An 18,735-nucleotide genomic window follows, 5' to 3' on the forward strand; every position below is an offset into this window, starting at 1 on the left:
TACGACCACGACAAGTACCGGCGCCAGGTGTGGGCCAAGGGCATCAAACCGGTCATCGCCCGCCGCGGCGCCCCGCACGGGTCCGGGCTGGGCGTCCACCGCTACGTCGTCGAGCGCACTATTGGCCTGTTGCACTGGTTCCGCCGCTTACGCATCCGCTGGGAGATCTGCGACGACATCCACGAATCTCAGTGATGGTGTCAAGCCGCGAGTGCGTTGACCTGCGATGGCGGGATCGGGTTGTAGGTCCGGTTGTCACGCAGCAGGGCCCACAGCACGTCGACCATGCGTCGGGCCAGCGCGAGGAGAGCCTGAGTGTGGATCTTGTTCTCATCCCGTTTGCGCTGGTAGAAGACTCTTGACGGCCCTTCGGTCTTCAGGCTGGACAACGCCATCATGTAGAAGACCTGGCGCAGTGGCCGGTGGTAGCGCTTGGGCCGGTGGTAGTTGCCGCTGACGCGTCCGGAGTCACGCGGGACTGGCACCAAGCCAGCGTAAGAAGCCAGGCGGCCGGAGTTGGCGAAAGCGTCCAGGGGACGCCCGTCGGTGGCGACAAGGAACTGGGCACCCAGGATCGGGCCCATTCCGGGCAGGCTCTCGATGATGTGGGCCTGGGGGTGGTCGCGGAACCTGCTAGTGAGCAGCTTGTCGGTGCCTTTGATCTCCTGGTCGAGGTCCAGGAGTTGCTTGGCGAGCCTCTTCACCAGCAGCGCCGTAGTGGCTTCGCCGGGCAGTTCGACGGTCTGTTGCTCAGCGGCTTGGACGGCTTGGGCGGCCATCTTGTCGACCCCCCTGGCCCAGGCCCCGTGCTCACGCAGGTGGGCGGCCAGCCCCTCGGCTCCGGCGCCTCGGATTCCGGCCGGAGTGCAGTAACCGGTGAGAAGGATCAGCGCTGACCGGGTGGAGTAATCGAAGGTGGCCTCCAGCGCAGGGAAGATGCTGGTCAGCAGGGCACGGAGTCGGTTGATGCCGCGCACCCAGTCGGCCATCACGTCGGCCCGGTAGGAGGCCAGCCGGGTCAACTCGACCACCAATTCGTCGCTGGTGGTCAGTTCCGTCAGATCGCTTCGCATGCGGGCGGTGTCGGCGATGATGCGGGCGTCCTTCGCGTCGGTCTTGCCCTCGCCTCGGAACACCCCGGCCATGCCGTGGACGACCCGGCCGGGCACATAGACCACGTTCTGGCCGCTGGACAGCAGGATCGCCAGCAATAGGGCAGCGGGTGGGCTGACCAGGTCGATCGCCCACCGCACCTCGCCGTCGCCGGCGGTCGTGGAGGCTCGGTCGAGCAGCTCCTCGATCGGCTGCTGGCTGTTGCCCACCTTGACCGACCAGAGCTTCTTGCCCGATGCGTCGACGGCCACCGCATAATGGCTCGCCTTCCCCGCGTCGATCCCGCCCACACGACACTCGTGGCCGTCACCCCGGCCACCTCCCCGTTCTCGCAGGTCAAGCCCGTGGACGGCCCCGCCATCAGGTCCCTAAACAGCGACGGTTCGCATCAGATCTCAGTGAGCGGCCAGGGGGTCCAGGGCGACGAGGCGGCCATTCGTGGAAAGCCACAACCACGGCAAGCATTCATTAGCCACACCCCGTCGCCCGGGGCATCCAGAGCGACTCACTCCAGACACTTCGATCTTAGGGAAGCGTTCATGACCCTCGCCGCAGCCACCATCTAATAAGGGTCGTCGCGTCGAACGCCTGTGGCATATCCGGTCCGTTGAGGCCTGGAGCAAGACCGTGCAGACGCGGCCCGCCGTGGCGGTGGCCTGATCGATTCGGGCGCGCCACCACGGCGGTCTACGGCAGGTTGTCGATCGTGGTTCGAGCCGCCCGCGCGGTGCATCCCTCGCCATCATCAGAGTCTCTGAGGCCTATCAGCAGACTGGGAGCCCGTGCGGGTCGCTGGGATCGCGAACGGCTCCATCGGAGGCCAGGCCACGAGCCTTGTTATTAGAGCGCTGCGCGTTCCCTGCCAGGTCAGACCCACAGTCGGACATACCGAGGGCGACCAGAGGAGAGAGCCCACGTGAAAGTGTTCTGCGGGATCGACTGGGCCGAATCCCACCACGACATCGCGCTTGTCAACGGCGCCGGTGAACTAGTGGCCAAACGCCGGATCAAAGACACCGCCGAAGGGTTCGGTGAACTGCTGCAGATGCTCGCCGACGCCGGCGACGACCCGGCCGATCCGATCCCGGTCGCCATCGAGACGCCGCGCGGCCTGCTGGTCGCCGCGCTGCGCGGCGCCGGCCGACGGGTCTACTCCATCAACCCGATGGCCGTCGCCCGCTACCGCGAACGCCACACCGTGGCACGCAGGAAATCCGACCACCTCGACGCCATGACATTGGCCAACATCCTGCGCACCGACGCCCACGCGCACCGGCCGCTGCCCGACGACACCGAACTCGCCCGCGCCATCACCGTGCTGGCGCGCGCCCACCAAGACGCCACCTGGAGGCGCACCAAGGCCTCCAACGAGCTGCGCTCGCTGCTGCGCGAGTACTTCCCCACCTTCCTGGCCGCGTTCGCCGGCCGCACCACCAACCTGACCAGCCGAGAGGCCCGCGCTGTCCTGGCCATCGCCCTCACCCCAACCGCCGCGGCCAAACTGACGCGCACACGCATCGCCGCGGCACTGCGCCGGGCCGGCCGCCAACGCGGCATCGAGCAGCTGGCCGAGAAGCTCTACCAGGCCATGCGGCAGCCGCAACTGCATCACCCCCCGCTGGTCGAACAGGCGATGGGCGAGCAGGCCCGCGCCCTCCTGGCCGTCCTGGACACCGAATGCGCCAACGCCGACCGCCTCGCCGAGACCGTTGCTGAGGCCTTCCGCCAGCACCCCGACCACCAGGTCATCACCAGCTTCCCCGGACTCAGCGATCAGCTCGGCGCCCGGGTCCTGGCCGAGATCGGCGACGACCGCCACCGGTTCGCCGACGCACGTGCGCTCAAGGCCTACGCCGGATCCGCCCCGGTCACCCGCGCCTCCGGCCGCAGCATCTCCATCACCCACCGAACCATCAAGAACGATCGCCTCGCCAGTGCCGGATTCGTCTGGGCGTTCGCGGCCTCGACCAACCACGAACCCGCACGAGCCCACTACAAGCGACGCCGCGACCGAAGCGATCGGCACTCAGCCGCTCTGCGGCATCTGTTCAACCGGATGCTCGGCCAGCTCTTCCACTGCCTCCAGACCGGCCAGAGCTACGACCCCGGCAAGGCCTTCACACCCCCTCCCGTGGCAGCCGCTTGACGGCTTAGCGCCATCGGAGGTCTGCTGGCGACGCCTCGTCCGCTGATTCTGTTACGACCTCTTAGGGCCGCGCGTCATCGTGATCGACGAGGCGCAGGAGCTGTTCACCCATCCGGAGTACAAGGACGAGGCGGCCGACCTGTCCACGCGGCTGATCAAGAAGGGCCGCGCGTACGGCCTCCTGCTGACGCAGAACCCGGACGCGCCGTCGCTGCCGTCGTCGGTGTCGTCCAGCGTCGGGACGCGGCTGTGTCTGGCGGTCATGGACTGGCGCGCGAACAACAACGTGCTCGGCACCGGCGCGAACGAGCGGGGCCTGCGCGCGATGGACATCTCGGCGTCCGAGCAGGGGACGGGCATCCTCGTTCGGGGCCGTGAGGGCGGCACCGTCCGCGCGGCGTTCATCAAGCAGACCGAGGCGGAGGAGATCGGGAAGCGGGCCCTGGCGCTGCGTATCGCGGCCGGGACGCTGTCCGGTGAGGCCGCCGGCGAGCAGCTGGAGGAGGGCGACCGGTCGACGCTGCTCGATCACATCCGCTCGATCTGGCCTGCCGGAGAGGACGCCGTGCATTCCTGGCGGCTCGTCCAGGCCCTCGCGGTGTATCGGCCGGAGTTGTACGGGCAGTGGCTCCCGGAGGGCCTGGAGGCGCTCGGCGAGGACGAGCAGCGGGACGCGCGGTCGGCGGCGTCGACGACGCTCGCGGCGGCGCTGAAGCCGTACGGGGTGCCGACCCGGCAGATCAACCGGCGCGGTGCCGGCGGCGGCGGGAAGGGCGTCCGGTGGGACGACCTGAAGGCCGTTGAGGGGGCGCCTGTGGGTGGTTAAGGGTTTCGCCGTTGCAGGCCCTCAGATGCGCTGTGAGGCGTGTCCGCGGGCCTGCGGCGTTGGGGGCGAAACCCGAAACATTGCAGGCCACCCCCGTTACCGGGGGCGAAACCGGTTTCGGGGGTGCCTACGTCACCAGCGTTGCCGCTGACGGGGCGTACGGCGGTGTTACAAGCTCTATTCGGTGGGCGCGCACAGCTCGCGGTACGCCTCGTTCAGCTCGGCGGCCTCCGGGACACTCCGCGCTTCCACGGCGGCGATGACCTCGACCGCGCGCCAGTAGTTCGACGGCACCAGGCGCCCACTCGTCACCGCCTCCAGCGCCGTGTGCGCCGCCTCGTCCGGCTGGTCCGCGGCCAGCAGCGCGAGCGCGAGATCGAGCCGCGCCGAGGCCGCGCGCCGGGGCCTGGCCGGCCCCGTGGCCGGGTGCTCCAGCCGGGCCAGGACACCGCGAGCGTACGGCTCGGCCGCCGGGTCGCCGATCCACGCGAGCGTGGTGGCGGTGTAGGCGTCGCTCTTGGCTGGGTCGTACCGGTAATGGTGCTCGGGACGGTCCGGCATCGGCAGCGGCTCTACGAGCCGCGCGACGCGCGCCAGCGCATCGCGGGTCTCTGGGCCGGCGCCGAGACGAGCCCACGCCCGGCCCTCCTGCGCGGTCGCCTGGATGAAGGCCGAACTGCCCCGCGGGGCGACCTCCTGCGCGCTCCGGGACAGCCTCACCGCCTCCCGCAGGTCGCCGTCGGTGAGGCACTGCCAGGCGCGGGTCTCCAGCGTCCACGCCAGAATCTCCGGATGCCCGGCATGCTCGGCGAGCTGCGCGGCCGTCCGCAACCTCGCGGCGGCAGCCGGGCGCTGTCCCAGATCGATGTCGCAGGTCGCGGCGAGCAGCGACAACCAGCCACCGATGACGACCAGGCGGCGGCGTTCGGCCAGGGTCATGCGCGCGTCCATGAGCCGGGAGACGTAGCTCAGGTGCCGGCGCGTCCGCGCGAGCAGCTCGCCGGGCGCGGACCGCGGGTAGGCCGAGGCCAGCTCGTCAACGGTCATCTCCAGCGCGACGAGGGTCTCCTCACCAACGTCGCTCGCTGTCACGCGGCGCCCGAGGTCCAACGCCTCAAGCTCGTCGTCGAGGGGCGGGGCGGCGGCCGGTGTGGAGGGTCGGAGCGCCTCCAGTTCGCCGCCGGCGGCCAGGACCTCGTCGAAGCGCGCGGCCATCTCCGGTGAAGGGACCTTCAAGTCTCGGGCGACCCGGGACACGTACCCGTCGTTGCACGGCACGAGTCCGGCCAGCCTGCGCTGGCTGATCTGCCGCTCGTCCATGAGCTGACGCAGCATCGCGCCGAAGGTGGTCATCGCCTCACCCGTTTCGCCCCGGGTTGCCCTGCTGCCTGTCGCTGCCCACGCCGACAGGCAGCAGGCAGCATCTACCAAGCTAATGCCGGGCGCGGTTATGTGGTGGGCCAAGGGTGTCCCAGGACACAAAAAACGGCCCCGGCCGGCGGGCGAACGCCGGGTGTTCCGGGGCCTGACCGGAACAGAGGCCCGGCTGATGAGCACGGTACCCAACCCAGCACCCGCACCACCTGAAGACATCGAGGGGCGCCTCGCCGCGCTCCGCGCCGAATTCCCCGGCTGGACGATCACACCCGCCGACACGCCGCCCCTCTACCGCGCTGTCCGCGACAGCGGTGAGGGCGAGCGCCTCGGCGCCGGAACCTACGCCGGGCTGCGCCGTCTGCTGGACGACCAGGACGACGCCGACAGCAACCGCGCCGTGCTCGCCCTGGAGGCGGCGCTGGAGGAGCGCGGCGTGCAGGTCGTCCAGCACAGCGTCAGCCTCATCATGCGCACCCGCACCGGGATCGCCCGGACCGTCGGCGCCTACCGGGGGCGTTTCAACTGGGGCTCCGGCCTGGACCTCGGCCCGATCGACGGCATCGACGAGGTCGTCGTGAAGATCGTGCGACTGCTGGGCCTGGAGCTGCACCCGCAGCTCTCGGTGCTCGCCCGGCACATGGGCGTCCGCGGCTACAGCGTGGACATCGGCGCGCCCGTGGTCACCGTGACGACCCCAAAGGCGTCTCGCCGCCCCACGCCGTGCGGGTCACCTGCGAGCCGCGCCCCACCGACGAGGACCGTGAATGGTTCTGGACGCACTGGGGCAGCGCGCTCGCCCAGGCCGACGACATCACGGGCGCCGAGGTCGCGCTCGTCGGGCTGCTCGCGGAGGAGACGTGACGGCCGAGGAGCGGCTCGCGGCCCTGCGCGACGAGCTGCGGGCCCGCACCCAACTCGGCCGGGTCGACTGCGGTCATGCATCGAGCATGGATCCGCCCGACTATCTGAAGGTCGCCGCCGGCACCGGGCCGGTGCGCTACATCGTCTGGCACGACGGCTACCGCTGGACGACGGGCGAGCAGCTCGGCGCAACCGCGTCCGGGGCGGCCGAGGCGGTCGCGCGGACGCTGGGTATGCCGATCACCTGAACCCCGCTGCCTCAGGAACCCGCATCACCCGGGGCGGCGGCGTCACGACCGGTGACGGTCCCGGTACTTCTACGGGAAACGTGACGACTTCGAGCGGGTCACTCACCTCGGTGACATCGTGGAGCGTGCGGCCCGCGAATAGACCGGGGTGGCGTCGCCGACCAATCCCCAGGGCGGCGCCACCCCGCACCAGACGTGTACCGGCCGCGGCCGCTGCGTTATCCCCAGCTCAAAGAAACCGCGGCCAGCGCACAAAAGGACAGCCCCCGCCCCCCTCGTGTAGAGGAGGCGGGGGCTGTTCGCGTCCCCGCGAGCGCGGGGCCAATACGTCCACCGGTCGGACAGGTCAGACGTGATCAGAACCATCCCCGCGGGCGCGGGGCCGACATCATCTGTCCCGTCAGCGCGTCGTCCTCGTGGGAACCATCCCCGCATGCGCGGGGCCGACTCGGAGAATTCCGAGAGCGGACGGGTCCAGCCAGAACCATCCCCGCATGCGCGGGGCCGACGTGACTCCCGGCAGCAAGGAGATCGGGCGGCGCGAACCATCCCCGCATGCGCGGGGCCGACGCTTGCTGACCTGCGACGCTATCAAACAGGGCAACGGTTCTCATTCGCTGACCAGTGATCATCGATCCCGGGGGCGGCGAAGCGCCCCCACCTCCCAGGGGCCGGGAGGTGGGGGCGCGCGTGGAAGCGGTCCGGCGGAGACCGCTCCACGATTAAGGGGCCGCGGGTGGACGCTACCGCCGATAGGTCGGCAGCACGTCCCGATCGGCCGGATTGGTCCGGTTCGGGGCCGCGATGACCCCGGCCGCGGCGAGGACCGCGATGCCGATCGGCACCCACTCCCCGGAGTGATCCGGCCGTCGCCGGCGGCGGCCTGGACGGCGAGGAGTACGGGCGTCGACGACGCGATGACGCCCTTCCGGCAGCGGCTGATTCGCAGCATGGTCGGGCGACCGGGCGGCCCCAATCGAAGGTCTCGCGGGCCTCGCGAAGGATCTTGTTGGGGTCTCGCAGGTCGGCCTCCACGTACTGGCAGGTCCCGCCCTCCAGCGTGGTGGAGGGGAGAAGGGCGCGGGCGAGCGCGAGGACCAGGGGGTCGTTGTCGACGTAGATCACCCGGGCGGCGCGCTTGATGTGCTGGGCGACGTCGTGGGTGTTGGTGGCGGCGGGAAGGCCGGGGCCGATGTCGAGGAATTGGGCGACATCGCGGGCCTTTGCCAGGTGGCGCACGACGCGGGTCTTGAACTGCCGTGCCGTCAGCGCCAGATCGACGGCTTCGGGCATCGCCTTGATGATCTTGTCCGCCACCTGGCGGTCCACTTCGTAATTTTCCTTGCCGCCGAGGAGATGGTCCCATACGCGGGCCGCATGCGGGACGGTCTGGTCGATCTTGGCGGCGGGTATTTCGGTCACGGTGTAGTGCCTCCGGGGGGCGAAACTGTTGGAACAGCGCCGGGATGGCCCGCGGAGATGGGCGGGCCGGGGGAGGGGGGACACGGCGATGCTGCAGCCGTAGAACAGCGATGGGGTGGTGGTTGCATCGGGTCCGTGCGGAGTTCCTGTGTGACGGCTCCACGCGTTTCTCAGCCACGCCCCCTCGTTGACATCTGCATCAGCCCAGCCAGCCCAGTGCGGCCGCGTTGATGATCAGGTGAACGGTGTTGTCGACCACGGTCAGCAACGCGCTCGCCCAAGTGCTCGACACGGCGGCCGAGGAGCCCTTGTTGTCAACGGCCTGGCTCCATGGCGTCCTGAACGACCAGGGGCCGAGGAAGCCTGCGCCCAGACCACGTACTTGGCGGCCTGGTAGTGGTCCAGGACGGCGTGTGTCCCACCGACGATCAAAAGCGCCCACACTGATCGTGTGATCAGTAAGAACGGCAGGGCGTAACACATGCCGTGGGCGATGGCAGGCCACCACCTCTCGACCTTCTTCACTGCCATCCACCGCGACTGCAGGATGTAGTCGCCAGCCAGATGCGCGATCACAGCCTCAGCAAGCAACCCCCACCTCCGGCCGCTTGGTGCAGAGAACGTCGATGGCCGCGGCGGCCACCTGTACGGCGGTGCAGGTCAGGGCGTGGCGGGCGGCGGCCCGGCGGCCGAGCTGGCTGACCGTCAGCGCGCTGGTGCCTGGGCCACGATCGACCACCTTCTGTCCGTGCTCCTCCTTGGCGAGGTCGGCGCGTCGCTGGAACCACAGGTCGAGGAGGGGACGCAGGGCGGTGAAGATAACGGCCGTCACCGAGAACACTCCCATCCGCTCGGCCGCCGGGCTGCCGCTGCCAGCGGCTCACCGGAGCTCGGCGGTCGGACGGTAAGGGAGTTGATCAACGGGGACGTCGCCTCAACGGCAACCGCCCCCAGGGCCAGCCGCGCGAGTTCCGCCGCCTCACGCCGTGGTCCCAGACGAGGGGTCGGTCAGGTTCCAGACGAGGGGGGCGGTGGGATGCTTGTCGGGAAGTTCCTTGGCCGGGGGGACGGCGTCGGCGAGGGGACGGGCGGCGTCGTGGTCGCCATTGCGGGTGTGGGCGGCGGCCGTCAGGTAGCGCAGGCGGGCGAGGTCGGGGTCCGACCAGCCGGAAAACCTCTGTTTGGCTCGGGCGAGGTGCTCCAGGGCCGCGGTGGGCTCTTCGGCGTCGAGCGCCAGCTGCGCCCGGTCCAGGCCCAGGCGGGCGAGTAGGTAGGGCTCGCCGTGTTCGACGAAGACGCTCTCGACGGCGCGGAAGTGTTCTTCGGCTTCGCTGCCTCGTCCAAGCCGGGCCAGCGCGATGCCGAGCTGGCGTTCCAGCAGCGCTTGGCCGCGCTGGTGCGGGACCACCGCCGCTTGGTACAGGGTGAGTCCGCGCTGCAGGGCTTCCAGGGCCTTCTGGGGTTGGTTCAGGCGGAGCAGGGGCGCGCCCTGGTGTGCGGCGGCGGCTGCTTCGGTCAGAGTGTCGCCGGCTTGCCGGGCCAGGCGTGCGGTCTGGTTGTGGTGGTCGAGGGCGCGCGGAAGTTGTCCGCAGTGCCGTCCAGCAGGCCGGCGAGGCTGTGCCACAGAGCCAGCGCAGCCGGGGTCGCCGTTGCTTTGAGGGTCAGAAGGTGGATGACCAGGGAGGCGGCTCCGGCCGCTGGCTACTCGGCCGTCTTCCCGTCGTCCGGTCCAGCTCAGTGCGTCCCGACTTGAGCAGGTGCCTCACCGTTCTCATCGCCTTCTCGGCGTGCGTGAGATGCGCAAGTGCGCTGTCCACTGCGGGCAAGTCGAGTGCGGGCGCCTGCTCATCCCGGGCCTGCGTTGCCTGCGCGACCGCGACCGCGATGAAGTCGTGGAACACATGTGCCGTGAAAGCCGGCGGCTCCAGTGCCCTGGCGATCTCCGCCGGCGTCGCCGTGGTGGGGTAGCTGCCGCGCCCGACCAGGTCTGCCAGGTCTGCCAGGGAGTCCAGAGCCAGGCTCAGACCGGTCTGGCCAGCGTCGGAGACGGCGCGGACGGGTTGTTCAGGCATGCGCTCTCAGCTCTCCGGTGAGGATGCGGGGCAGCTCGCCGATCCGGGCGATCAACCGGGCGCGCGGAGGGAGGTGCGCAGCCTCCGCAAACGGCGCAAGCAGGACGGCGCGGATGCCCAGTAGCGCAGGGGCGCGAACGTCGGTGTCGATGTTGTTGCCGCACACCAGCAATGCGCTCGGAGCGACATCGAGCTCGTCTAGGACGTAGGGGTAGAAGTCCGGATGAGCCTTGTCGAGGCCGAGTTCGTGGCTGAGGTAGACGCGGGAGGCGAACAGCTCGTCGAGCCCGGCCGCTTTCAGCGCCCGGCGCCGGTCCAGATCGAGCACGGTGTTGGACACCAGCGCCACCTGCGCCGCCTCGGCCATTGCTGGTACGCCGAGGCCCGCGTCACCGTAGTGATCAAGCAGCCACGTCATCGCCTGGGCGAGATGAAGGGGCAGGGTACGCCCGTCTGGGTGTGGGGCGCGGCATCCGCACAAGGGGCACCCGACCTGCACGACGGCCACGAGTTCTTCCTTCCTTCATCGAGGGTCTGGGGGAGGAGCGGTCACCCACCGGCGGGGTGGCACGGCCCGGGTGGGCGGTGATGCCGGGGCTGGCCGGGCATGATCGCGCTAGGGGAAGGGGAGGTTCAGGTCGACCCACACCAGCCGGTGGTCGCTGGCCTGGTCGCCGGTTTCGCTGACGCCCACGCCGTAGGAGCCGGGGACCATCGCGCGCGCCAGTGTGTGGCTGAGCACGATGTGGTCGATCCGGGCGCCCTGCCCGTCGTCGATGTCGTTGTTGACGGTGACGGTCATGTCGTCGGCCTGGCAGCCCGCGCTGCGGAATCCGGCCTCCCACAGCAATGTCAGCGCCCGCCGGTCCGATACCAAATCCTGTCCCGTCGGTGGCCGGGCCCCGGGCGGCAGCGTTTTGTGCTGCCGCTTGTGGAGCGGTCGGGTGTACCAGTTCGGCTCGAACTCGTGATGCGTGACGCCCAGGGGTCCGGTGCAGTCGGGCCAGATCGAGTTGAAGTCGCCGGCGACGATCGCCAGTGAGCCGGGGGTGGCGTAGCGGGTGAGTTTGTGCGCTTCCTCCAGCCGGATGTCTCCGGACCAGTGCGCCCACTGGGTCGACTTGACCGCCAGTTCCGGCTCCAGGCCGTCGACGCGGAGATGCAGCCAGCCGATCTGATCGTGGAAGACGTCCGGGAGGTCCGGGGTCCAGTGCCGCACCGGCCGGATCCGCGCCGTGTTGACGAACACCAGTTCGTGCAGGGTGCCGCGGGTGCTGCGGGTCAGGAAGCCGCGGTCGGGCCCGAGCGGGGCCAGCAGGTCCTCGGCCTGGTAGCGGCGGGCCTGCCCGCCGCGGTCGTACTCTTTGCCTTCCTGCATGCACAGGATGTCGACCGGCCTGTCGATCTGGGCCAGCAGGGCGGGTACCAGGTCCAGGCGCTCGCCGTCCTTCAGGTTCAGCGTCGCCACCGTCAATGTGCTCACTGGGATTCCTTCCTGCGGTCCGGGGCCTAGTGGTGTGAGGAATGGGGCGCCGGTGGATGAAGCGTGGTCACGCGGACGCGGACGAATCGGCCAGGCCATCCCCGAGCAGGGCGCACAGGTCTTCACTGAGCTTGGTCATGTGGCTTGTGGGCGGGCCGTACCTCGCTCAGTAGCAGAGCCGCCAGGATCAGCAGGACGAAGACGTGGGGAAGTGCCTGGTGCCAGTAATCGAGCAGGGCGTTGTAGGCCAGATGCGTGATGATCAGCGGAGTGAGTCGGCGTGTCCGGGTGAACAGCCAGAGGTTGGCCGCGCCGAACAGGCCCACTCCCAGCGCGGGAATGCCGATGTAGGCATGCCAGAGGATGCGGGCGGTCACCGACACCGCGTAGATCTCCCGCAGGGGGCGACCGGCGGCGGTCAGCAAGACCGCGGTCACCGCGACGAACACGGTCTCCTCCCGGAAACCGGCGGCGAGGTCTAGCGTGTAAAAGCTCAGCCCCACATTTCCCAGGAGGTCGGCCTGACTGCTGGTCATTTTCGGGACCGGCAGCATCAGCAGGTAGGGGATGATGATCGCGGTGCCGGCGACGCATGCTGCGAGCGATATCGCGGCGATGATGACTGATTGGATGCGGCCGGTGCGGTTCGCGGCCCAGCCTGGGCGGATCCCCATCTGCGCGGCGGAGATTCCGCGGTCGCGTGCGACGGCCAGGCACAGCCAGATTCCGGCGCCGGCCACGACCAGGACACCGATCGCGCTGGCCCAGGTGTTCGCCCGCCCGGTCACGGTGACGGCGCAAAGGCCCAGCCCGAGCAGGCCTAGCACGCACGCGGTGGCCAGCGGCAGCACCGGTCGCAGACGAGCGCCGTCGGCCTGGCCGGCGCGGCGTGAATGCAGGGTCAGCAGCCACATGGCGGTCGCCGCCAGGACCACGCCGTAGATTCCGCCGGCGGGCCAGGTGCGTGGCCAGGTGGCCCATGCGGGCAGGCCCGCCAGGTCGGCGCCGATCGCCAGCCGTTTGGTCATGTCGGGTCCCAGCAGCACTGCGAGCAGCCCGAACGCCGTCAGGTAGCCGCGACCGCCGGTGAGCGCTGGAAGGTTGCGGGCTGAGAGGGGCGAGTGCAGCCATCGGTCTCGGCGGGAGGCGGCTGCGCGGGTGCGCGGCGTTGCCGTTGTGTCCGTCGCGCTGGAGGGAAGCGGGGAGGGGGCCCCGCTTCGCCGGGCGGTCTCTGTGGGTTCGGTGGGGTTCATGTCGGTGTCCGAGATGGGTCTGGCCGCGCAGCGGCTCGGGTTCAGCGGGCAGCGATCAGTTCGCTGCGGCCGCCGGGGGGACAGGGCGGGCGCTGGAGGCGGGCTCTGGTCAACGTCGTTTCTTCCGCGGGTTTTTGGGGCGCTTGCCGGTGGGTGGACGGGGCGCCGTTTTGTGTTTCGGGCGGCCTAGGTGATGCTCATTTCCGGCCAGGGCCATGAGCGCGCAGGCTTGGAAGGTCCCCAGCGCCCAGAGCAGATCGGTTGGAGCGATTCCGGGTGGCGGCAGCGTCGGTCCCGGGCCCGCGGGCAGCAGTAGGTGTTCCAGGCCCGTCCACGCCCGGGCGTCGAAAGGCATCCCCTTGGCGGGGAGTTGCCCGGTGGGTGTCAGGACGCTCAGTATCTGGGCGAGTGCGGTGTCGGGGCCGGTGCGGTCCTGGTCGGCCATGGCGTGCAGCAGTTGCCGGCTGGAGCGGTAGGCGGCCATCATCACCACCTCGGCCTCATACCGGCGCAGCAGGTCGGCGATCACTTCATCGGGCGTGGGGCCGTCGGGCGCATCGGGCGCGACCATGGCGAAGACCCGCATGCGCAGGCGATGGACGCCGGCGTCCAAGCCCGGGGGGAGCGGATCTGTGGGCCGCAGGGTGGGGGCGGTGACCAGCGTGACCTGGTCTGCGGGCGGCAACCCCGCCTTCCGGTCGGCTTCGGCCTCCTGCACGGGCGCGGTGCGCCGGGTCAGGTGCGGCGGCGGTGCGGGCTGGGCCGGGTCGGGGGTGAGCATCGCCCAGGACGCCAGGACGATGTAGGTGAGGGCGTCGTAGGGATCGCGCTGGTCTGCGGGAAGCGTGTTGAGTGGCAGACCGCGCAGATCCGTGAACGCGAACGCGGCGGCGGAATCGTGGGCCCCCGCCGAGCCGGGCATGCGGGTGTGCGGATTATCGGGGCCTTGCAGGAAGGACGCCGCGTTGTAGTAGAGCGGGCCATTCTGGGCCAGGACGTCGTCGGCGAGTTGCGGGGTGAGCCACGGCGGTGCCGACGCGTCGGCCAGTCCGTCCCCCAGCAGGGCGGACAGGTCGCCCCAGAACACCAGCCAGATGCCCGAGGTGTCGGGGGTGGTGATGCGGCCCCAGTGCATAGCGGTGATCGGTGTCTGGCTGCCGGGAGGGATGATCGGCGTGGCCCAGCGCACAAATCCTGCCGGGGTGGGCGGGACTATCCATGGTGCGGCGATCGTCCCGCCGGGCGCGGGGCGCACGGTGTCGGCCGTGGCGGCGCTGGCGTGAAGGCGGGCCCCGTAGGAGACCGCGGCCGAGGTGGCCCCAGGGTCGAAGGCGAACAGTTCGGCGTCTCCGAGCCGCGCGGCCTCATCGGCCGCGAGCGCTTTCAGGCGCTCGTTGGGCTCGGCGTCCGCGGCCGCCGGCAGGGACGGGGGCATGAGCATCCGCTCGCCGAGCTCTTCCCGCAAGGCGAACCAGGTCGGGGCCTGCCCGATGAGTGACTGGTGGGCGCTGCGGCGTCCCCGAATCAGGGCACCGATCGGGTCCGCGATCGGTGCAGTGCCTGGGCTGGTGTTCGGGCGGCTGGTGGTCACGTGCTGCTCCCGATGACGTTGTTGCGGGCCACGGCTGTTGTTTGCGTCTCGGGGGTGTCCCAGGTGTCGGGGTCTGCGTTGGGCAGCCCGCGGCGGATGCCGCCGCGGGGGTCGTCTTGGTCGCCGAGCCGGCGCGGGATCAGGTGGATGTGAAGGTGGCCGATGGTGCGGCCGGCGGCCTGGCCGTCGTTGACGCCCCAGTTCCAGCCGTCGACCCGCCGCATGGAGGTGATGACGTCGGCCGCCTCGGCGAGCAGGCTGAGCCCCTCCAACTGCTCGACCGGAGACAGATCGAACCACGAGGTGACGTGCGAGAACGGCACGATCTCCAGATGGCAGGGCGTGGCCGGGAAGTTGTCGAAGCGGGCGTACCAGCTATCGCTCCTGGCCAGGATGCGGGAGCGGGCCGGGTCGCAGAACAGGCAGGTCACTGCCAGGCCTCCGAGTGCGGTGGGGGCCGCCGAGCCCACGGGTCGGTGGGCTCGGCGGCGCGGGGGAGGAGTTCGGACTGCTCTAGTGGGCGAGGGCGTTGACCAGGCGTCCGGCGTCCCGGACGGTCCCGACACCCGACGGAAGGTCGTAGCCGCGGCGAGCCTGGAAGCCGGTGACGCCGTTGGCGGTGTTGGTGCCGGTGGTCAGGTCGGTCAGCCCCAGCCGGGCCGAGCCCGGCGCGGAGTACAGCACCCGGTGGATGTCACCGACCGGCCGCCCGGCTTTCTGCGCGGCGAGCGCGACGATCCCGGCGAGTTTGGGCGCGGCGATTGAGGTCCCGGCGACCCTGATCCAACCCGGCTGCTGCCCCGCGATGGGGTTGTAGGAGGAGAAGAACCATTCGCGGGCCTTGCCGGAACCGTTCAGCGCGACGTCGACGCTTCCGCGCCGCTCACCCACGACGCTGGTGAGGCGGGCCTGGTAGGCCGGGCGGCCGAAGACGGCCGAGGGGCCGGCGCCGGTGGCGACCCCGCCCTCGTCGTCCCACACCTGGTCGGGCGCGGTCCGGACGCCGGTGTCGGTCAGGTGGACGCGGGTGCCGCCCACGGCGGTGACCAGCGGGTCCGACGCCGGCCACGCCACCGAGGGATGGGTGTAGAACGCGGTTCCGGCCAGGTTCGGGCCGGTGGGGCCCCGGTTCCCCGACGAGGCGATCAGCGTTGTCCCGCGCCGGTGCGCGGCTTTGAGAGGGCCGCGCAGCCGGGTGAGCAGCCGGTAGTCGCCCTCACGCCCGGACTGCTCGGGGAAGTTGGCCTCGAAGGCGCCCCAGCTCGCGGTGACGGCGTCGACCTTGCGGTGGCGGGTGACCCACCCGATCGCGCCGATCAGCTCGTCCAGGCCAACGGTGCCGCCGGTCTGGTCGGTACCGGTCTCGACCACGATGATCTTCGCGGCGGGGGCGATGGCGTGCACGGACTGGACGTCGACGGCGGCCTCGGCGGCGCACGCCGCCTGGCCCGGGTCGCCGGGGTCTGCGGTCGGCACCTTCCCGTACTGCATTACCTCCAGGTTGGCCGGGGGCAGTCCCCAGTGCCGGGAGTAGGTGGCCACGTTCTTGCGCAGGTGGGGGTTGTGGAAGCAGATCGGGATGGCGATGGTGCGGCCCTTGCCGGTCAGACCCCGCCGGTGGAGGCGGTCGAGCCCGTAGGCGTGGTTGATCTGCGGGGGTCCGTAGCAGCCGGTGGTGTTGTAGAGCCGCGGGCACTGCGACGGCGGCACCGGCACGACCGGGCCGGCCGGGGGTGTGGCCGTTCCCCGCATGGTGCGGGCGCCGCCGCGGTCGCGCGGTGCGGTCGGCGCCGGGGCGATGTCCAGTGTGGAGATCACCCCGCGGCTCAGTATGGCCGGTGGGGCGCCGCTGGCCAGCGTCCCGCCGACCAGGGTGCTGCGGGCCGGTCCGCCGTGGGCCGGCGCGGCGGTGCCGATCGCTATGGCGGCACCGGCCGCCAGCAGGGCTGCGGCCGCGAGGCCGGCAACCAGCCGTCCAGAAGTCGATTGAGGGGTCACGTGCTTCTTTCTCGGTCGAAGGATGGGTGGAACGACCGGGACGTGGGTGTCCCGGAGCTGGGGGGTGCGAGGGGTGCCGTGCTCGGGTGGGTCGCCCACCGGCGCGGCCCGCGGCGGGCAGGCGGGCCCGGTCAGGTCCGATCGGGAACGGCTCGTCCGGGGTGGGAGGGGTCTTGATCGCCGTCGGATCAGAGTTTCTGATCGCCTGCGTTCATTTCTGGTTTTTCCTGTCGAGTGAGTTACGGCGTGTGGGGGTGGGGCGGGCGGGGGTTCCTCCTCGCCCTGCACCCGGGCGGGAGAAACGCTCAGGGGTTATGCGGCGTGCTCGTGGCGACCGGGTCCGAGGACGTGTCGTCGTGTGCAGGGGCCGCGGGCCGGCTGTGGGTTCGCACGGCCAGTTCCGCCCGCAGCTGGCCGGGCGGCTGTTGGATTCGCAGCCGGGCGACCATGTGGAGGAGTTCGATGGCGTGCCTCCCATGTCGGTGCAGACGCACGAGCTCCCAATGCCCACGGGCCGCGTCCGGTCCGACCGCCTGGCTGGCGGCGGCATCGGCTCGGAGCTCATCGGCCCAGCACAGGGCCCCGGTGATCAACAACAGGGCGGGGACGACGAAAAGCAGCACTCGCGGCGGGACGGCCAGCCCCAAGACCAGCCACCCGGCCACGAACGGCCCGCTGGGAAGCACACGCAGGAGCCGTGATGTGACCCTTGCGTGGGAGGCCGTGTGCGGCAAGAGCAACGACAGCGATGTGGGCTGCTCCAGAACCTTGTCGCCGATCGCCAGCACCACCCGCCGCCGACCGGGCATCAAGGTGACCTCCGCCCGCAGCGGCCGACACGAGCAGCAACCCGAGGAGAAGGTGCACTCCCTCTCGTGGCAGGGGTCGGGACGCACCACGTAGGGGTACACCCCCACCACGTGCGGCATGTGGTCGCGGACCATGCGCTGGGCGCCCCTCAGCGCAGTACGGACAACGGGGGGCGCAGCCGCGATGAAGTCACGCTCGTAGGCGTCCGCAGTCGCCCAATCCACGTTCTTGACCGGGCCCCAGTGGTATCCGGCGAAGCATTTCAGCAAGGCCCCGATGACGACCACCAGCGCCACGGCAAGGGGGAGCCTGGTCGCCAGCGGGGACGGCAGCAGCCCGATTCCGGCACGGGCACCCACGCCGAGTCCGGTGAGCAGCAGCGTCAGGAACACACCTGGGGCCGTGCGCAGCCTTCTCCGTTTGGTCTCTGCGCGCATGGCGGCCTGGAAGTCACGTGAAGGGCCCGTTCGGAAGGGAAACCGGAGAGGTTGCAGACGCATCATCGGCTCGTTTCGAGGTCAGGGGGTCGGTAAGGCAAGGGCACGACCTGGACGCGTTACGGTTTGCGGCCCACGCCGCAGTACTGGAGCACCGCGTCCGCCGGCCACGGTGACGGGTCGGGGCGCCAGCGCGAGCAGGTCACGATCCCCGGGTCGAGGAGATCCACGTCCTGGAAGAACTCCGCAATCTGGCTCGGGGTTCGGGCGGTGAACGGTGTGCCGCCCATGCCCGTGACGATCTTCAGGACCTGGTGAAGGTCGTCGCCGTGCAGGTCGGCTGTGAAGTGGGCGATCACCAGGTGGCTGCCCGGTGCCAGCGGGGCGACCAGGTCCCGGACGGTCTCCCTTGCTTCGATGTCGTCGACGATGTGGTTGAGGACGCCGAGCATCAGCAGCGCGACGGGCTGCCCGAAGTCGAGCGTGTGGGCCGCCTGGGCGAGGATCGGGCCCGTGTCGCGCGCGTCGGCTTCCAAGTGGTCGCACGAGCCCTCAAGCGTGGAGGTGAGAAGAGCACGCGCGTGAGCGAGGACAAGGGGGTCGTTGTCGACGTACACGATCCGCGCCTCGGGCGCGATACCCTGCGCTACCTCATGGGTCTCGTCGCCCACGGGCAGCCCGGTCCCGATGTCCAGGAACTGCCGTATCCCGGCCCCACCGGCCAGGTACCGGACGAGGCGGGCCCGGAAGTACCGACTGTGCAGGGCCGCGTCGGCGACGGGCACCCGGTCGGCCACTCGGTCTCCGGCCTCCCGATCGATGCCGTAATGGTCCTTACCGCCCAGCCAGTAGTTCCACATCCGGGCGGCTTGGGGATGGTCGGAGTCCAGCCGGGACTTTGCGGTGGCCGGGGCATCCATGTGGCAGCGGAGCATGAGGCGGCGGAGCATGAGGCGCTTTCGTTGTCGATGGGGAGGGTGGCGGACACGCCGGGGACGCGCGTTCGTGTCTGAGGGCGGGGAGATCCGGGCCGCGCCCGCCCGGTGGAAGTCAAACCCCGAGGAACGATTCAGCCGCATTGATCTTTTTTCGGAGTTC

Annotated in this window: 20 protein-coding genes and 1 pseudogene; 5 read left to right on the forward strand and 16 right to left on the reverse strand. The window is 70.4% G+C overall.

The window, feature by feature from the left end; translation table 11 throughout:
- Positions 1-195: pseudogene (locus AB0H37_RS00005) on the forward strand (IS5/IS1182 family transposase); the annotation flags it as partial.
- A 5-nt stretch (positions 196-200) separates the two neighbouring features.
- On the opposite strand, the gene AB0H37_RS00010 reads toward AB0H37_RS00005, so the two are convergent.
- Complete coding sequence (locus AB0H37_RS00010; RefSeq protein WP_360610716.1) at positions 201-1,448, reverse strand: IS110 family transposase; 1,248 nt, start codon at positions 1,446-1,448, stop codon at positions 201-203.
- Between the two features lie 581 nt (positions 1,449-2,029).
- Between AB0H37_RS00010 and AB0H37_RS00015 the strand changes: the two genes are divergently transcribed.
- Together AB0H37_RS00015 and AB0H37_RS00020 are read left to right on the forward strand one after the other, a co-directional pair.
- Positions 2,030-3,259, forward strand: coding sequence for an IS110 family transposase (locus AB0H37_RS00015; protein WP_360610140.1), 1,230 nt, complete (start codon positions 2,030-2,032; stop codon positions 3,257-3,259).
- A gap of 79 nt (positions 3,260-3,338) precedes the next feature.
- Positions 3,339-4,085, forward strand: a complete 747-nt coding sequence (locus tag AB0H37_RS00020; RefSeq protein WP_360610142.1) for a hypothetical protein — start codon at positions 3,339-3,341, stop codon at positions 4,083-4,085.
- 177 nt (positions 4,086-4,262) lie between these two features.
- Here the strand turns inward: AB0H37_RS00020 and AB0H37_RS00025 are convergent, their stop codons facing one another.
- Positions 4,263-5,438 (reverse strand): helix-turn-helix transcriptional regulator, encoded by a 1,176-nt coding sequence (locus AB0H37_RS00025; RefSeq protein ID WP_360610144.1) that lies wholly within the window; start codon positions 5,436-5,438, stop codon positions 4,263-4,265.
- 79 nt (positions 5,439-5,517) lie between these two features.
- Positions 5,518-6,099, reverse strand: a complete 582-nt coding sequence (locus tag AB0H37_RS00030; RefSeq protein WP_360610146.1) for a hypothetical protein — start codon at positions 6,097-6,099, stop codon at positions 5,518-5,520.
- Positions 6,100-6,182: 83 nt separating this feature from the next.
- Between AB0H37_RS00030 and AB0H37_RS00035 the strand changes: the two genes are divergently transcribed.
- Both AB0H37_RS00035 and AB0H37_RS00040 read left to right on the forward strand, forming a co-directional pair.
- Positions 6,183-6,323: a hypothetical protein gene (locus tag AB0H37_RS00035; RefSeq protein ID WP_360610148.1), complete on the forward strand. Its 141-nt coding sequence runs from the start codon at positions 6,183-6,185 to the stop codon at positions 6,321-6,323.
- Positions 6,320-6,571: a hypothetical protein gene (locus tag AB0H37_RS00040; protein ID WP_360610150.1), complete on the forward strand. Its 252-nt coding sequence runs from the start codon at positions 6,320-6,322 to the stop codon at positions 6,569-6,571. The genes AB0H37_RS00035 and AB0H37_RS00040 overlap by 4 nt, the downstream gene beginning before the upstream one ends.
- Before the next feature lie 591 nt (positions 6,572-7,162).
- On the opposite strand, the gene AB0H37_RS00045 is transcribed toward AB0H37_RS00040, so the two are convergent.
- From AB0H37_RS00045 to AB0H37_RS00105, 13 genes are all read right to left on the reverse strand, one after another.
- Entirely contained in the window at positions 7,163-7,993 is an 831-nt protein-coding gene (locus AB0H37_RS00045; RefSeq protein WP_360610152.1) for an SAM-dependent methyltransferase, read from the reverse strand.
- Between the two features lie 261 nt (positions 7,994-8,254).
- Positions 8,255-8,524 carry a hypothetical protein gene (locus tag AB0H37_RS00050; RefSeq protein ID WP_360610718.1) on the reverse strand — a complete coding sequence of 90 codons (270 nt, stop codon included), beginning with the start codon at positions 8,522-8,524 and terminating at the stop codon, positions 8,255-8,257.
- A gap of 49 nt (positions 8,525-8,573) precedes the next feature.
- Positions 8,574-8,825, reverse strand: coding sequence for a hypothetical protein (locus AB0H37_RS00055; protein ID WP_360610154.1), 252 nt, complete (start codon positions 8,823-8,825; stop codon positions 8,574-8,576).
- 147 nt (positions 8,826-8,972) lie between these two features.
- Entirely contained in the window at positions 8,973-9,617 is a 645-nt protein-coding gene (locus tag AB0H37_RS00060) for a hypothetical protein (protein WP_360610156.1), read from the reverse strand.
- Between the two features lie 37 nt (positions 9,618-9,654).
- Positions 9,655-10,065, reverse strand: coding sequence for a hypothetical protein (locus tag AB0H37_RS00065; RefSeq protein WP_360610158.1), 411 nt, complete (start codon positions 10,063-10,065; stop codon positions 9,655-9,657).
- Complete coding sequence (locus AB0H37_RS00070) at positions 10,058-10,573, reverse strand: HAD family hydrolase (protein ID WP_360610160.1); 516 nt, start codon at positions 10,571-10,573, stop codon at positions 10,058-10,060. The genes AB0H37_RS00065 and AB0H37_RS00070 overlap by 8 nt, the downstream gene beginning before the upstream one ends.
- Before the next feature lie 108 nt (positions 10,574-10,681).
- Positions 10,682-11,548, reverse strand: a complete 867-nt coding sequence (locus AB0H37_RS00075) for a hypothetical protein (RefSeq protein ID WP_360610162.1) — start codon at positions 11,546-11,548, stop codon at positions 10,682-10,684.
- Between the two features lie 122 nt (positions 11,549-11,670).
- On the reverse strand, positions 11,671-12,576 hold the full coding sequence (locus tag AB0H37_RS00080; RefSeq protein ID WP_360610164.1) for a CPBP family intramembrane glutamic endopeptidase: 906 nt from the start codon (positions 12,574-12,576) through the stop codon (positions 11,671-11,673).
- Between the two features lie 334 nt (positions 12,577-12,910).
- Positions 12,911-14,392 carry a hypothetical protein gene (locus AB0H37_RS00085; RefSeq protein ID WP_360610166.1) on the reverse strand — a complete coding sequence of 494 codons (1,482 nt, stop codon included), beginning with the start codon at positions 14,390-14,392 and terminating at the stop codon, positions 12,911-12,913.
- On the reverse strand, positions 14,389-14,823 hold the full coding sequence (locus AB0H37_RS00090) for an HIT family protein (RefSeq protein WP_360610168.1): 435 nt from the start codon (positions 14,821-14,823) through the stop codon (positions 14,389-14,391). Before AB0H37_RS00090 ends, AB0H37_RS00085 begins: the two co-directional genes overlap by 4 nt.
- An 82-nt stretch (positions 14,824-14,905) precedes the next feature.
- Entirely contained in the window at positions 14,906-16,390 is a 1,485-nt protein-coding gene (locus AB0H37_RS00095; RefSeq protein WP_360610170.1) for a S53 family peptidase, read from the reverse strand.
- 305 nt (positions 16,391-16,695) lie between these two features.
- Entirely contained in the window at positions 16,696-17,592 is an 897-nt protein-coding gene (locus AB0H37_RS00100; RefSeq protein WP_360610172.1) for a hypothetical protein, read from the reverse strand.
- A gap of 164 nt (positions 17,593-17,756) precedes the next feature.
- The gene (locus tag AB0H37_RS00105; protein ID WP_360610174.1) at positions 17,757-18,557 is read right to left on the reverse strand and encodes an SAM-dependent methyltransferase; all 801 of its coding nucleotides are present in this window, start codon (positions 18,555-18,557) and stop codon (positions 17,757-17,759) included.
- Positions 18,558-18,735 lie beyond the last annotated feature (178 nt).

The sequence above is a fragment of the Actinomadura sp. NPDC023710 genome (genome assembly GCF_040639875.1).
Taxonomy (GTDB): Bacteria; Actinomycetota; Actinomycetes; order Streptosporangiales; family Streptosporangiaceae; genus Spirillospora; species Spirillospora citrea.

Excerpts from the sequence above, each read along its gene's own strand:
- AB0H37_RS00065 (WP_360610158.1), bottom strand. The coding sequence starts at position 10,065 with ATGCCTGAACAACCCGTCCGCGCCGTCTCCGACGCTGGCCAGACCGGT.
- AB0H37_RS00050 (WP_360610718.1), bottom strand. The coding sequence starts at position 8,524 with ATGGCAGTGAAGAAGGTCGAGAGGTGGTGGCCTGCCATCGCCCACGGC.
- AB0H37_RS00080 (WP_360610164.1), bottom strand. The coding sequence starts at position 12,576 with ATGACCAAACGGCTGGCGATCGGCGCCGACCTGGCGGGCCTGCCCGCA.
- AB0H37_RS00105 (WP_360610174.1), bottom strand. The coding sequence starts at position 18,557 with ATGGATGCCCCGGCCACCGCAAAGTCCCGGCTGGACTCCGACCATCCC.
- AB0H37_RS00025 (WP_360610144.1), bottom strand. The coding sequence starts at position 5,438 with ATGACCACCTTCGGCGCGATGCTGCGTCAGCTCATGGACGAGCGGCAG.